The sequence below is a fragment of the Reyranella sp. genome (assembly GCF_044224635.1).
Taxonomy (GTDB): domain Bacteria; phylum Pseudomonadota; class Alphaproteobacteria; order Reyranellales; family Reyranellaceae; genus Reyranella.
Map to the genome: position 1 here is coordinate 1 of NZ_JBGAKA010000001.1, position 13,596 is coordinate 13,596.

The following is a 13,596-nucleotide window of genomic DNA, read 5'->3' on the forward strand; positions in this document are numbered from 1 at the left end:
CCGACGGCTCGGTGATCGTGCGCTTCCGCGCCGGCGGGCTGATGGAGATGTGCTGGCACCTCTACACCTGGGGCGCCGATGTCGAGGTGCTGGAGCCGGCCGAGCTGAAGCAGCTGATGGGGCGGGCGCTGAGGCACCGGAAGTTCCGCCTTCCGGGTGCGGAGTGAAGGTGCCCATGACCGATATTGGCACCCCCTCGTTCCAAGATGTGTCGGCCCGCCGACGAAGCAATGGCGGCACTCTTCAGTCCGTTAGGACACCACGCTAATTTCATCATCGTTCTACAACCCCTATGTTGCCTCCTGATCGAAGCTGGCTAAACTAGCCTCCTAAAGGGGCTACAAAAACAGTCTGAGTGCCATGGCCACACCCGATATTGATCCGCTCATTTTGACTGACAATGCATCCATGAAGATCGACCTCCTGCCCGGTGTACCTCGAGCCCACGTTCTCGCCCGCCTAGCCAAAGCGGGCGGCAACGAGGTGAAAAGCGGAAAGCTCATGAGCCCGGAGAGTTCCGCGGCTCTCGCTGTAAACGTCTTCGGTTGGTTCGTTGAACGGCGTGAATCCCTACCGCCTCTGCCTGGCATGAGGGCGGGCGACGCTCCCTTGATGGTGGAAGTCGAGTATTGCGCCCGATTTCCCTGGAGCGGGGGCCGACACCCTTGGCTCGACGCCGTCATCGAGACGGAACACCAGCTTATCGGAGTTGAATCGAAACGGTTCGAGCCCTTTCGCGGCACCAAGGCGCCTTCCCTTTCCGATGCCTACAATCGGAACGTTTGGGGCTCGAAGATGGGGCCTTTCGAAGTAATGCGTGACGCGCTTCGCGCCGGCAGGGAAAAATTTGAGTTTCTCGACGCGACGCAGCTGATAAAGCACGCCTTCGGACTCGTCACTGATGGCAAACGGAAGCAAAAAACGCCGATGCTACTCTACATTTTTGCTGAGCCCGCCTCTCTTGCCGCAAAGCCTATTCCTCCTACCTCTTTCCAACAGCACCGCGCTGAGGTCCAGCGCTTCGCAGAGGCGGTGAAAGATGCCGAAGTTGGCTTCCACGCGATCAGCTATCGCGAATGGCTCAGCAGTTGGCCTAGCCCGCCGGACCCTGTAGGCATCCATGCGAAGGCGGTAATGGAGCGATTTGCACCGTAGACGCTCACGGTCAACCGATCGAGATAGTCATGAACGTCGTCCGCCATGCCCTCCTCAACAAGGGATTCGGCGGTCCGGCCGCCGAGTGCAGGGATTGGTTCCGTGCGATACCAAGCCATTGCCCGGTCCCTGCCGCCCGCACCCAATCCGAGACACGATCAATCACGCAGTCTACCGGCACCGGCTGAAGCCTTCGTTTCCGAAAGCGAGCCGGACACCGAATGCCTTGAGGCGCAAGCTCCCAAGTGCGCCATTCTACGTCACACATGTACCAAATGGCTGAAATGCTCTGAGGAATGCGCCTCAGTTGACATTGGACCAGTAGTCACCATATTGGTAATTCGTCAACTAGAGGGTCCGACTGATGGCCGAGCAAGCTCAAGCGGACGTCTCCATCCCCTCTTCGAGGACTTCTGTCCTCGCAGCCAAGAGCAAGGCCGCTGGACTCAGTGTCCGATTCCTGAAGCTCGGAGGGTCCTCGTTCCCGGCTTCGAGCGAACAGAGGGTCTGGGCTTGCGTTCCCGCCAGTCAACTTTCCGCCCTGCTCGACAGAGCCCTTGCCGCGCAAGCTCGTATCGCCGGTCCGAAACGTGGGACGAGTTACGAGGAGGGTGGTCCGATTGCCATTGGTGTGACGTTCGACGATTTGGTGTCGCCCGAAAAGAGATACTCCCGTGGCTCGAGGCGCGGGACCGAGCAGGCTCCGAGACAGGCGGACGTCCCCGAGATCTCCGATGCCGATCTCCAGCGCCTGTTGGACGAGGAGCTGGGCCAGGAGGGACGGGAGCGAACGCCTCGGGATGTGCTACGGGACAAGGCGACGGCTGCGATCGTTCGGCTCGTCGACAAGGCCAGCGAGCAGGCTGCCCTGGAAGCGCTGGCCGCCCCCGACGACGTCTCTTCGTTGGTCAGCTTTCTCGCATCGAGTGAGATGGCGAGGGTGCTGGCCACGGAGGCACGCGATCCTCTGGCCGGCGCGATCGCGCGGGGAACGGCCCAGCGGAAATCGCTCGTCGACGCCGAGGGCGGGACAGCGAGCGCCCAGGAGATTGCCGATCTGCTCGGCATCACGCGACAGGCCGTCGACAAGCGCCGGCGAAAGGGCGCGCTCCTCGCGGTACCGAGCGGGAGCAACGATTGGCGTTATCCGCGCTGGCAAATCCTCGAGGGCCACGTGCTGCCAGGTTTCGAGCGGGTCATGGCGGCGTTCGAGGCAACGGGTCCCTGGACGCGTCTTCATTTCTTCCTGTCCGCGAACGAGCGACTGGCGGACCAACGTCCCCTCGACGCGCTCCGTCTCGCCGACATCGAGCCCGTGATCGAAGCCGCGGCCGCCCTGGGCGAGCACGGTGCGTCCTGATTCGTCGTGGCGCACGCCGAGCCGCTGCCCGATCTCGCGCACAGGGATGTGCCAAGCATCGAGATCGCGCAGGGCAGCCTCCTCTTTCGCTCTCATCGTCTCTCGCAGGACGCGCGACACTTCGGCAAGGCACGACGCTATCGCTTCGACGATCCCGAGGGCGAGTACGGCGTCCTCTATGCTGCCCATGCGCAGGCCGGCGCTTTCGTCGAAACGTTTCTTCGCTTTCCTGTGCCGACCCTGCTCGATCGCAACGACCTCGCCTCTCGCGGCTGTGCCCACCTCGAGCTGGCCCGCGCCCTGCAGCTCGTTCCCCTGCACAGCCATCATCTGGTCCCGCTCGGCGCTACGGCGCAGGTCACGCACGGCCCTGAAAACGCCTACGATCTGCCACGTGCCTGGAGCCGCGCCATCCACGAGCACCCCGCGCGATTCGACGGTATCGAGTATCGCTCGCGGCACGACGACAGCGCCCTGTGCTGCGCCCTCTTCGAGCGCGCCGACGATGCGCTAATCGTCACCGACGCGTCGACCGCCTGGATGGCAGATTCTGTCACTCTTGGACGACTGCTCGACAGGTACAAAATCAGCCTCGCATAGCACGCCCTCTCTCGGGTTTGCGCGGTCGAGGCTTCACAGCACGCATCCAAGATGCGCCGACGACACCAGCCGGACGTACTTGTCGTGCACCGACCCCAGCCGCATCCGGCCGGCAGCGTCGGGCGCCTTCCACGCCGCCATGCGCCGCGCGATCTCCGCGTCCGGGATCTCGAGAGTCAGAGTCCGCTTGCCCGGATCGATGACGATCGTATCGCCGTCATGCACTGCCGCGATCGGGCCGCCGCGGGCGGCTTCGGGGGAGATGTGGCCGATCAGGATGCCGTGGCTGACGCCGGAGAAGCGGCCGTCGGTGATCAGGGCGACGTCCTCGCCGAGCCCGCGCCCCTGCAGCTGGATGGTGAGCATCACCATCTCGGGCATGCCGGGGCCGCCGACCGGACCGACATTGCGCACCACGATCACGGTGCCGGGCTTGATCTCGCCGGCGCGGATCGCCTTCATCGTGTCGGCTTCCGAGTCGAAGACGCGCGCGGTGCCGCGGAACTCGCCTTTCTCCAGGGTCTTGCCGGAGAGCTTCAGCACGCAGCTCTCGGGCGCCAGGTTGCCCTTGAGGACGCTGATGTGATTGTTGGGCGGTGCAATCGGGTTGCTCACCGGGCGGACGATGTCCTGCTTGCCGAGCTGGTCGAGGGTCGGCACCGCTTCGAGGTTCTCGGCCACGGTCTTGCCGGTGACGGTGGGCGCATCGCCGTGCAGGAAGCCGTGACGCAGCAGCTCCTTCATCACGACCGGCACGCCGCCGATGCCGTGCAGGCTGGTCATCGCATAGGGGCCGTGCGGCTGCAGGTTGCCGAGCAGCGGCACGCGCTCGCCGATTGCCTGGATGCGCTCGATGGTGAGCGGCACCTCGGCCTGGCGGGCGATGGCGAGCAGGTGCAGGTACATGTTGGTCGAGCCGCCCATGGCGTAGACGGTGGTGATGGCGTTCTCGAAGGCGCGCATCGTCATGACGTCGCGCGGACGCGTGCCGGCCGCCATCAGGCGGTAGAGCGCGTCGACGCTGGCGTGCGCCTGGGCGCGGACATCGGCGTGGATGTCGCTCCTGGCATCGTAGTCGGCGGGATGCGAGGCGCCGCGCGGCAGCATCATGCCGATCGACTCGGCGATGGTGCTCATGGTGTTGGCGGTGAACATGGCGCCGCAGGTGCCGCTGCCCGGCATGACGTTGCGCTCGAGCGCGCTGAGCTCCTCGGTCGAGATGCGGCCGGCCTCGTGCGCGGCACGGCCCTCGGCATAGTCCATGATGGTGAGGTTGGTGCCCTTGGCCGCCCACGGCCCGAAATCGACGCGGCCGGGCGAGCTGGTGCCGGGATAGAGCACCAGGCCGAAGGCGTTGGTGCGGGCGAGCGGCATCAGTGCGGCGGCGCCGGTCTTGTCGCAGCCGGAGATGACGATCATGGCGTCGCCATGATGGGCGTAATGGCCGATCTCGAAGCAATCGGCGACGACGTCGCGCGACACCAGGCTGTAGCCGGCGGTGGGCGTGCCCTGGGTCAGCGCGTCGGACACCGCCGGCGCGCCCACGACCAGCCCCTGCCCGCCGCGCTCGGCCAGGATCTCGACCAGCAGGTCGGCGATCGAGCGCACGCGGTTGTTGCAGCGATGGGCATTGGTCCAGGCAGAAGCGATGGTGACGATGGCGCTGGCGTCGGCCGCGCGGTCGGGCTCGAAACCGGCAGCGCGCAGCTCGACGCGCGCTTTCTTCCAATAGGTGCTGCTGTCCTGGGTCATCCTGTTTTCCGCCTGGTTGGGTTGCCGCAGGTTAGCCGATCGGGCGGACGGGTGTACCGCTCACTCGCCTCGAACCACCAGATGCAGGTTCGGCTCCATTCGCTCGTGCAGCACGCGTACCACCTCGATCAGATCGGGACGGGCCACGCGATAGAAGACGATGTGAACCGGCGCGGCGACCGGCGCTTCGCGACTCTCGTTGCGGCCGTGCTGGATATGAAGGCTGCGAAGCCGGGGCATGAGATCGCTCCGATCCAGCGTCGAAGCGCCAAAGGGATCACGAGCAACCCGGCGCATCGCCGCGGCAAGGAGGCCGCGATATCGGATCCGGGCCTCGGCGCCGTGCCTGGTCTCGCTGGTACGCAGTATCGACTGAATGTCGGCCTTCGCAGGAGCCGCAAGCCGATAACGCGCCACCGTTCACCGCGATTCGGCCAGCCGATCCAAGCTCGAGTCGAGGTCGGCGTCGTCGATCTCGGTGAATGCGCCCTGATCGAGGGCGTCGACCCCAGCCTTGATCTGCCGCCGCAGAAGGGTGAGCTTCAGCTCGTCCTCCTTCCACCGCTGCTGCAGACCGCGCAGGGCATCGCGAATCGCTTCGCTGGCATTCTGATACTTGCCGGCCTTGACCATTCTTTCGACGAAAGCGTCTTGGTCGGGCGTGAGATTGACATTGCGCGTGGGCATGCAGGTCTCCAAGCGGGTCCTGAACTTATCATGGTTGGCAAAGTTTGCCAGTCTTCTGGAGCCGGCAGCGTCCGGATCATGGGATCGGCCGTCCGCCACAGATGGCGTGCCGACGAGCGGGATTGTGACCACCCTTTACGCCGGGCATGGGTTATTGTCGTCCTGACCGATTCGGCTCAAGAGGAGGCGTTGCATGGACAGGGGAGATTCACCTCGGCGCGATGTTCTCAAAGGGATGGCTGCCGCGGGCGCAGTGGGCCTGCCGGCCGCTTCCCATGCCGCCGGGCCACCTGTCTACGATCCGAATGGCCGCTTCGATCTCGTCGTCAGCGAGGTCGAGATGCGGCGCAACGCGGCCGGCCGGATGCTGATAGCCAGGATTTACCAGCCGAAGGGACCTGGACCCTTCCCCGCGCTTCTCGATCTGCACGGCGGGGCATGGAACAGGAAGGACCGTCTTGCCGAGGAGCCGATGGATCGCGCGCTGGCGGCGAGCGGTCTTCTCGTCGTGGCCGTCGACCTGACCGTTGCCCCCGAAGCCCCCTATCCGGCTTGCGTGCAGGATGCCAACTACGCCGTGCGCTGGCTCAAGGTGAATGCCGCAACCTGGAACGGCGACGTCTCCAGGCTCGGCGTCTACGCCTCGTCGAGCGGCGGCCATGTGGCGCAGCTCCTGGCGATGCGCCCACGCGACCCGCGCTACAGCGCCATCCCGCTTGCCGCGGCGCCGGACATCGACGCCACGGTTTCCTTCGTGATGATGCGCTCGCCGGTCAGCAACACCTTTGCGCGCTACCAGAATGCCGAACGTCGCAACAACGAAGGCATGATGAGGAACAACAAGGTGTTCTTCTCGCCCTGGGAGACGATCCACGAAGGCAACCCGCAGGAGATCCTCGAGCGCAAGGAAAAGGTCACCCTGGTTCCGTTCCTCATCATGCAGGGCGCGCTCGACGACAACGTGCTGCCGGAGATGCAGGAGAATTTCGCCAAGACCTACCGGGCGGCCGGCGGCGAGTGCGACTATCGCCTGTTCGAGAACAGCGTCCACGAATGGGTTGCCGAACCGGGTCCACAGACCGACAAGGCACGCGACGTGGCCAAGGAGTTCATCGCCCGCCAGCTCAAGGGCTGACTCTGTCCAAAGCTCACTCGCACTCTCATTCTCCTCCCCAGCTTCGCTGGGGAGGAGAATGAAAAGCGCGCCGATATGCGAATGCCCTGCGTACGGCGGGGGAGACAACCAGCACGCCCGCTCGGCGCGCCCCACGATGCCGTGAAAATAGGGGCGGTAGCCCTCCCCTATTTTCATAGGAGGGATTCTTCGACGCTCAACTCCGCGGCAGCTGGTGCTTCAGCACCTTGCCCGTCGCGTTGTGCGGCAGCTCGTCGAGGAAGCGGACCTCCTTCGGCACCTTGAAGCGGGCGAGCTGGGTGCCGCAATGCTCGAGCACGGCCCCCTCGTCGAGGTTGGCGCCCGGCTTCAGCACGACGAAGGCGCGGCCGACCTCGCCCCACTTCTCGTGCGGCACGCCGATCACGGCATTCTCCAGCACCCCGTCGAGCTGGTAGATCACGTTCTCGACCTCGACCGGGTAGACGTTCTCGCCGCCCGAGATGAACATGTCCTTCCAGCGGTCGACGATATAGTAGTAGTCGTCCTCGTCCTGGCGCGCGGCGTCGCCGGTGTGGAACCAGCCGTCCGCCGTGAACGAGGTGCGGTTGGCCTCCGGCCGGTTCCAGTAGCCCGGCGTCACGTTCGGCCCCTTGATCATCAGCTCGCCGGTCTCGCCCGGCACCACCGGATTGCCGTCGGGGTCGCAGATCTTCAGGCGCACGTAGAGCGGCGGCAGGCCGGACGAGCCGATCTTCGCCATCGCCTTGTCGGCCGACAGGAAAAGGCCCATCGGGCCGGTCTCGGTCATGCCCCAGCCCTGGCGCAGGGCGATACCCTTGCGGCCGTAGGTCTCGAGCAGCGACAGCGGCGAGGCCGCGCCGCCCACGCCCATCGAGCGGATGTGCGACAGATCGGCCGAGGCGAAGCCCGGCTCCTGGGCCAGCATCAGGAAGTTGGTCGGCACGCCCAGCAGGTCGGTGAGGCCGAGCTCGCGGTCGGTCATCAGGCCGAGGAAGCGGCCGGGATCGAAGCTCCGCAGCACGACGTTGCAGCCGCCGGTGTGGAAGGTCGGGTTGGCGTAGACGTTGAGGCCGCCGGTGTGGAAGGTCGGCAGGAACACCAGGTTCTTGGTGCGCGCCGTCAGCCCCACCGTCATGGCGCAATGCACGCTGTTGAAGACGCACATCTGGTAGGTGATGCGCGCGCCCTTCGGCCGGCCGGTCGTGCCGGAAGTGTACATCACCGTCCAGGTGTCGGCGAGGTCGAGCGCCGGCGGCGCCAGCGTGCCGCTTGCCTTGGCGAGGCCCGTCTCGTAGGCGCTCGGCTTGCCGTTGGCGAGGTTGGCGGTGTGCGGCACGGATGCGAGCTTCGCCACCTGCAGCGCCGCATCTGTGAACTCGTCGCCATATGCCAGCGCGACGGGTGTGGCGTCCTTGCAGATGAACTCGAGCTCCGGCACCGCGAGCCGCCAGTTCAACGGCAGGAAGACGGCACCGAGTCGCCGGCAGGCGAACTGCAGCTCGAAAACGTCGCTGTCGTTCATGCTGAGCACGGCGACGCGGTCACCGGGCTGGACGTTGAAGGCGTTGCGCAGCCACAGCGCGGCGCGGCTCACGCGCTGGTCCATCTCGGCATAGGTGAAGCGCCGGCCTGAGGCGAGATCGTGCGCCGCCTCCGACGACGGCGCGAAGCGGGCGTGATGGGCGATCCAGTCTTCCGCGGGGATACCCGATGTCATGCGCGAGTCCTCCAATATCGTTCCTCCCCCGATTACGGGGGAGGAAAATGAGTCAAACTTTCGGAATCACCTCGGCGGCGAAGCGTTGCAGGCGTTCGATGCTGCCGGCGATCGATTCGCCGCGGCAATCGAAGATCAGCTCGTGCACGCCGATCGCGGCGAAAGAACGGATGTCGCCGGCGATGTCGTCGGGGCTGCCCGAGAAGCTGCGCCGCGTGCCGTCGCGATCGGGAATGCCGACATCGTAGAGCGGCGCCTTGTAGGAGATGAGGAGCTTGCCGAAGTCACGGCGCTCGCCATCGCACAGCCGCTTCAGCGTATCGATATGGGCGCGCATCTCCTGCGGCGGCAGCGGCGAGGCGGCGATGGCGCCGACCGGATGCCAGCCGTCGCCGTGACGGGCAGTGCGGCGCAGCGCGGCGCGCGAATGGCCGCCGACCCAGATCGGCGGATGCGGCTTCTGCAGCGGGAACGGCTCGCAGCGTATGTCGACGTAGTCGTAGAACTTGCCCTTGAAGGTGGCGGGCGAGGTCGACCACAGCTGCTTGAAGATCGCCAGCCATTCGTCGGTCACGGCGCCGCGATGCTCGAAGTCGGGGCTGTCGAGCGCCTCGAACTCCTCCTTCAGCCAGCCGACGCCGACGCCCAGGGTGACGCGGCCGCCCGACAGCACGTCGAGCGTCGCCACCATCTTGGCGGTCAGCACCGGGTTGCGATAAGGCAGCACCAGCACCGAGGTCACGAGCCGCAGGCGCTCGGTGGCGCCGGCCACCACGCCCAGGATGGAGAAGGTCTCGAGGGCGTCGCCGCCGCCGGGATGCTTCTTGTCGACGGTGTAGGGATACTCGGACTGGCTCTCGACCGGGAAGACGATGTGGTCGGCGATCATCGCCGAGTGGAAGCCCAGCCGCTCGCCCTCGCGGGCGAGCGCCAGGATGCCGTCGCGCGTCGCCGTCGGCCCGCGCGTCGGCAGGTAGAAACCGTAGCGCATGGTCAGTGCCGGCTCATCTCGGCGCGGCCGACCACCATGTGATGGACCTCGTCCGGCCCGTCGGCGAAGCGCAGGTGGCGCTGGTTGACGTACATCTCGGCGAGCGGCGTCCACTGCGAGATGCCGGTGGCGCCGTGGATCTGGATCGCCTGGTCGATGATGGTGCAGACCTTCTCCGGCACCATCGCCTTCACCATGCTGACCCACACGCGCGCCTCGCGGTTGCCCAGCACGTCCATCGCCTTGGCGGCCTTCAGCACCATCAGCCGCATCGCCTCGATCTCGATGCGGGCGCGCGACACCGTCTCGAGGTTCTTGCCGAGCTGGATCAGCGGCTTGCCGAAGGCGACGCGCTTGGAGCCGCGCTTGACCAGCAGGTCGAGCGCCTTCTCGGCCTGGCCGATCGAGCGCATGCAGTGATGGATGCGGCCCGGACCGAGGCGGAGCTGCGAGATCTCGAAGCCGCGGCCCTCGCCCAGCAGGATGTTCTCGGCCGGCACGCGCACGTTGTCGAACTTGATGTGCATGTGGCCGCGCGGCGCGTGGTCGTGACCGAACACGTGCATCGGGCCCAGGATGTGGACGCCTGGCGTGTCCTTCGGCACCAGGATCTGCGACTGCTGGAACTGCGGCGAGGCCTCGGGGCTGGTCTTGACCATGCAGATCATGATCTTGCAGCGCGGATCGCCGGCACCGGAGATGTAGTACTTCTCGCCGTTGATCACCCATTCGTTGCCGACCAGCTCGGCGCGCGTCGAGATGTTCTTGGCGTCGGACGAGGCGACGCCCGGCTCGGTCATGGCGAAGGCCGAGCGGATCTCGCCGTTGAGCAGCGGCTTCAGCCACCTCTCCTTCTGCTCGGGCGTGCCGACGCGCTCCAGCACCTCCATGTTGCCGGTGTCGGGGGCCGAGCAGTTCAGCGTCTCGGAGGCGAGCGGCTGCTTGCCGAGCTCGGCGGCGATGTAGGCGTAGTCGAGATTGGTGAGGCCGCGCCCGATCTCGTTGTGGCTGGGCAGGAAGAAGTTCCACAGACCCGACGCCTTGGCCTTGTTCTTGGCGACCTCGAGCAGCTCGAGCTGGCCCGGCGCCCAGCTCCAGGGATCCTTGCGGCTCTCGCCCAGGCGATAGAACTCGTCGGCCATCGGGGCCACGTTCTCGTCGATGTGCTTCTTCACCGCGTCGAACAGCGGCTGGGCCGCCTTCGACATGGCGAGGTTGTTGAGCTCGGCGTCGAGGTCGGGCCGCGCGGCGGCAGGAACGGTGGCGGCTTTCTGTCTCATCGGGCTTCCTCGTTTTTCCTGGTCCATCCCTACAGACCCGGCGGACCGGGTCAATCGGGCAATGCCGGCAGGCGGGCAATTGACAAGACCAAGGGTGGGCAGGAAAGGTCGCGCCTGCCATGCCTTTCAAGAGACTGACAACGCTCGCCAATGAGGCCCCCGACCACTGGCGCGACTGGGTTCTGGCAGGCCTGACGCCGCTCCTGCTGCTCGACCTGTTCATCGTGGCGCCGCTCGATGCGGCCCACCTGCTCAACGTCCGGCCGTTCCGCGCCAGCCTGCTCACCCTGCTGGCGCTCGGCCTTCTCTTCCTGTCGCGCAGCGTGGTGCCGGTGCTCTGCCTCGTCCTGGCGATCGGCCTCAACGCCGTGGCGCTCATGCTCCATCTGCGCGGCGGCGCGGCCAGCGTCGACATCCTCCTCGAAGGTCTGGGCCGGCTGCTGATTGCGGCCGTCATCATCTGGGTGGTCGGCCGCGCCGTCATCTCGCCGGGACGCATCACGTATCATCGAGTGATCGGCGCCGTGCTGCTCTATCTCGCCATCGGGCTGCTGTTCGTGGGGCTCTACACGCTGGTCGATTTCATCCTTCCCGGCTCGTTCAGGGGCATGGCGGCAACCGACGAGCTGCCGCTGCCGAGCGACTTCGTCTATTTCAGCTTCATCACCCTGACCACCGTCGGCTTCGGCGACGTGGTCCCGGTCAATCCGATCGCCCGCAGCCTGTGCAACGTCGAGGCGATCATCGGCCAGCTCTACCCGGCGACCCTGCTGGCCTACCTGATCTCCCTCGACGTCGCGGCCCGGAAGAGTTTAAACTCGTCCGTTACGCCCATTCCACGGATCGCATATGGGCGCCCCTTTCATTCTCCTCCCAGCTTCGCTGGGTACCCCGTCTTACGGGGCAGAGGGGTCATGGAATCATGACTCATGGCCCCTCCGTCGCCGAGGACGGCGACACCTCCCCAACAATGTTGGGGAGAGAATGGAGAAAGCGCCCATATTCGAATGCCCTGCTCCCCCGCCAAGGGTGGCACAGTATGCATCAGGGGCGATTGTGTGTCCCTCTGCAGGTCCGCTAGCGTGCATGTCCGAACATGGGCGGAGCGCAGCGATGCAGACTCACGCAGGGAAGAGCGCCGGGCCGGCCGAGCTCAACCGCAAGCGCCGTGCGGTCAACCGGCCTGCTCACACGATCGCCCATGATGGGCTGAAGCCCGGCGTAAGCCTCGCCGACGTCCCGATCATTGCGAAAGATGGCGACGGCGGCGCCTCCGCCTTGCACCGCCACGCCGCCGGACCCGGTCCGTCGGCGGTGCCGGCGAGCGTGCGCGAGGTGCTGCGCCGGCCCGGCCGGTCCCTGACCGCCGGCCTGCGCAGCGAGATGGAGAAGCGGCTCGGCTGCGATTTCAGCGACGTGCGGCTGCACGCTGACGAGGAAGCTGCGAGCTCGGCGAATGCGGTGGCGGCCGAGGCTTACACGGTCGGCCGACATATCGTGTTCGGCGCCGGTCGCTTCGATCCAGGGTCGTCGGCCGGCCGCCGTCTGCTGGTGCACGAGCTCGCGCATGTGGCAAGCCTGCCGCGGAGCGCGGCGCTGCCGGCCGGCGAGCTGCGCATCAGCGCGCCGGCGGACACGGCGGAGCGTCACGCGACAGCCGTGGCGGAAGGGACGATGGCGATGCCGGCCATGGCCACCGTCGTGCCGCCCGCGATCTACCGGCAACCGGCGCAACCGGTCGCCTTGAACGGCGTCAGCGTGAACCACGATCGCGTGACGGTGCCGCCGCCCGCCGGCCATGGTCTCGCGGCGACCATCGATCCGGCCAATGCGACGGGTGTGACGCTCGCCCTTGCCGCCGGCACCGCAATCCTCGCCACCGGCACCAAGATCAACAACGCGACCGGAGCGATCGCGATCGACAGCAAGCAGACCGGCGGCAGCGCCACCGTCGAGGCGGCGCAGACCATGGGCACGACCACAACCACTCACTCGGCCGGCTTCAACTTCGCTGCCATCCCGGGCAAGATCACCGCCACCACGGCCTCCGCGCTCGGCGTCGCCGGCTCCTACGGCGGCGGCTTCATCCATACGTTCGCGCCGCCCAAGGGCAGCAGCGCATCGGCGCTCGAGCTTGCGCACGTCAACGAGAAGTTCGCCGCTGGCAGCGGCACCAATCTGACCATCACGGGAAAGCTCGGGACATTCAACATCACCATCAACGACCCCGATCTGGCGACCGACGGCTGGGACCTCGATTCCTCCGGCAAGATGGCCGCGACCGACGATGTCGGCTTCGACCATGCCACGGCCGACGCGCGGCCGTTCGTCGCCAACGCCTCCAACAAGTCGCCGGCCAATCGCCTGCCGCAGGCGATCGCGGTGACCCAGAGCCTGCGCAACCTGAACTTTCCTGCCCGGACGTACGGCGCCACGGTAGCGACGACGACGCACCGCCGGGCGATCGAGGATCGCAGCGGCAAGTTGAAAGCGGTTACCAGCGCCAATGCCACCGGCATCAACGTCGAGGTCGAGGAAGCCTACGCCGGGCCGACCGTGTTCCGTAACGCCAAGGCGACACCCGCGTCGGTCCCGGCAACCACGCCGGCGCCGCCGGGCGGCACCGCGCCCGCTGCCACGACCTCGACCATCACGGTCGATGCCGAGGGCGGCGGGACGCCGACATTCAGCATCAACGCCCCCGATCTGGGCTGCACCATCGACGCCGCCACCGGCGTGCTGACTCCGGGTGCGACCAAGGGAACGGTCACCGCGCAGGCCGGCGACGGAACGAACTTCGACGAGACGAAGGTCACGATCGCCTGACGCGCTGAGGCACCTGAGGCGACCGACTGAGGCCTGTCGCCACACCTTGTCCGAGAGGCGAGGGCAGGCTGCCCGTCGCCCTGCCGTACG

The 13,596-nt window shown here is 66.5% G+C and carries 13 protein-coding genes and 1 pseudogene; 7 read left to right on the forward strand and 7 right to left on the reverse strand.

What is annotated here, in order from left to right:
* Positions 1–11: 11 nt before the first annotated feature.
* Together ACILR9_RS00005 and ACILR9_RS00010 are read left to right on the forward strand one after the other, a co-directional pair.
* Positions 12–167, forward strand: a complete 156-nt coding sequence (locus ACILR9_RS00005; protein ID WP_395708167.1) for a WYL domain-containing protein — start codon at positions 12–14, stop codon at positions 165–167.
* Between the two features lie 193 nt (positions 168–360).
* Complete coding sequence (locus tag ACILR9_RS00010) at positions 361–1,155, forward strand: PGN_0703 family putative restriction endonuclease (protein ID WP_395707823.1); 795 nt, start codon at positions 361–363, stop codon at positions 1,153–1,155.
* 5 nt (positions 1,156–1,160) lie between these two features.
* Here the strand turns inward: ACILR9_RS00010 and ACILR9_RS00015 are convergent.
* A pseudogene (locus ACILR9_RS00015) lies at positions 1,161–1,321 on the reverse strand (MbcA/ParS/Xre antitoxin family protein); the annotation flags it as partial.
* 465 nt (positions 1,322–1,786) lie between these two features.
* Here ACILR9_RS00015 and ACILR9_RS00020 point away from each other — a divergent pair.
* A complete protein-coding gene (locus tag ACILR9_RS00020) occupies positions 1,787–2,515 on the forward strand; it encodes a DNA-binding protein (RefSeq protein WP_395707824.1) in 729 nt (242 codons plus the stop codon).
* Between the two features lie 6 nt (positions 2,516–2,521).
* Positions 2,522–3,115, forward strand: a complete 594-nt coding sequence (locus ACILR9_RS00025; RefSeq protein ID WP_395707825.1) for an RES family NAD+ phosphorylase — start codon at positions 2,522–2,524, stop codon at positions 3,113–3,115.
* Between the two features lie 33 nt (positions 3,116–3,148).
* Here ACILR9_RS00025 and ACILR9_RS00030 read toward each other — a convergent pair whose 3' ends face one another.
* Genes ACILR9_RS00030 through ACILR9_RS00040 form a run of 3 tightly spaced genes read right to left on the reverse strand, consistent with a single transcriptional unit; the run spans position 3,149 to position 5,554 of the window.
* Positions 3,149–4,867 (reverse strand): dihydroxy-acid dehydratase, encoded by a 1,719-nt coding sequence (locus tag ACILR9_RS00030; RefSeq protein WP_395707826.1) that lies wholly within the window; start codon positions 4,865–4,867, stop codon positions 3,149–3,151.
* Positions 4,868–4,927: 60 nt separating this feature from the next.
* Complete coding sequence (locus ACILR9_RS00035; protein WP_395707827.1) at positions 4,928–5,284, reverse strand: type II toxin-antitoxin system RelE/ParE family toxin; 357 nt, start codon at positions 5,282–5,284, stop codon at positions 4,928–4,930.
* A 3-nt stretch (positions 5,285–5,287) separates the two neighbouring features.
* Complete coding sequence (locus tag ACILR9_RS00040) at positions 5,288–5,554, reverse strand: type II toxin-antitoxin system ParD family antitoxin (RefSeq protein WP_395707828.1); 267 nt, start codon at positions 5,552–5,554, stop codon at positions 5,288–5,290.
* 235 nt (positions 5,555–5,789) lie between these two features.
* Between ACILR9_RS00040 and ACILR9_RS00045 the strand changes: the two genes are divergently transcribed.
* Positions 5,790–6,689, forward strand: coding sequence for an alpha/beta hydrolase (locus tag ACILR9_RS00045; protein WP_395707829.1), 900 nt, complete (start codon positions 5,790–5,792; stop codon positions 6,687–6,689).
* Between the two features lie 196 nt (positions 6,690–6,885).
* On the opposite strand, the gene ACILR9_RS00050 is transcribed toward ACILR9_RS00045, so the two are convergent.
* The 3 genes from ACILR9_RS00050 to ACILR9_RS00060 are packed head-to-tail and all read right to left on the reverse strand — an operon-like array spanning position 6,886 to position 10,680.
* Positions 6,886–8,409: a long-chain fatty acid--CoA ligase gene (locus ACILR9_RS00050; RefSeq protein WP_395707830.1), complete on the reverse strand. Its 1,524-nt coding sequence runs from the start codon at positions 8,407–8,409 to the stop codon at positions 6,886–6,888.
* Between the two features lie 52 nt (positions 8,410–8,461).
* Complete coding sequence (locus ACILR9_RS00055) at positions 8,462–9,400, reverse strand: LLM class F420-dependent oxidoreductase (RefSeq protein WP_395707831.1); 939 nt, start codon at positions 9,398–9,400, stop codon at positions 8,462–8,464.
* A gap of 2 nt (positions 9,401–9,402) precedes the next feature.
* A complete protein-coding gene (locus tag ACILR9_RS00060) occupies positions 9,403–10,680 on the reverse strand; it encodes an acyl-CoA dehydrogenase family protein (protein ID WP_395707832.1) in 1,278 nt (425 codons plus the stop codon).
* A gap of 119 nt (positions 10,681–10,799) precedes the next feature.
* Between ACILR9_RS00060 and ACILR9_RS00065 the strand changes: the two genes are divergently transcribed.
* Together ACILR9_RS00065 and ACILR9_RS00070 are read left to right on the forward strand one after the other, a co-directional pair.
* Positions 10,800–11,606 carry a potassium channel family protein gene (locus tag ACILR9_RS00065; protein WP_395707833.1) on the forward strand — a complete coding sequence of 269 codons (807 nt, stop codon included), beginning with the start codon at positions 10,800–10,802 and terminating at the stop codon, positions 11,604–11,606.
* A gap of 187 nt (positions 11,607–11,793) precedes the next feature.
* The gene (locus tag ACILR9_RS00070; protein ID WP_395707834.1) at positions 11,794–13,506 is read left to right on the forward strand and encodes a DUF4157 domain-containing protein; all 1,713 of its coding nucleotides are present in this window, start codon (positions 11,794–11,796) and stop codon (positions 13,504–13,506) included.
* Positions 13,507–13,596 lie beyond the last annotated feature (90 nt).

Coding starts and splice junctions, on each gene's coding strand:
- ACILR9_RS00065 (WP_395707833.1), top strand. CDS start 10,800: ATGCCTTTCAAGAGACTGACAACGCTCGCCAATGAGGCCCCCGACCAC.
- ACILR9_RS00045 (WP_395707829.1), top strand. CDS start 5,790: ATGGCTGCCGCGGGCGCAGTGGGCCTGCCGGCCGCTTCCCATGCCGCC.
- ACILR9_RS00010 (WP_395707823.1), top strand. CDS start 361: ATGGCCACACCCGATATTGATCCGCTCATTTTGACTGACAATGCATCC.
- ACILR9_RS00055 (WP_395707831.1), bottom strand. CDS start 9,400: ATGCGCTACGGTTTCTACCTGCCGACGCGCGGGCCGACGGCGACGCGC.
- ACILR9_RS00030 (WP_395707826.1), bottom strand. CDS start 4,867: ATGACCCAGGACAGCAGCACCTATTGGAAGAAAGCGCGCGTCGAGCTG.
- ACILR9_RS00040 (WP_395707828.1), bottom strand. CDS start 5,554: ATGCCCACGCGCAATGTCAATCTCACGCCCGACCAAGACGCTTTCGTC.
- ACILR9_RS00050 (WP_395707830.1), bottom strand. CDS start 8,409: ATGACATCGGGTATCCCCGCGGAAGACTGGATCGCCCATCACGCCCGC.
- ACILR9_RS00060 (WP_395707832.1), bottom strand. CDS start 10,680: ATGAGACAGAAAGCCGCCACCGTTCCTGCCGCCGCGCGGCCCGACCTC.
- ACILR9_RS00070 (WP_395707834.1), top strand. CDS start 11,794: ATGCAGACTCACGCAGGGAAGAGCGCCGGGCCGGCCGAGCTCAACCGC.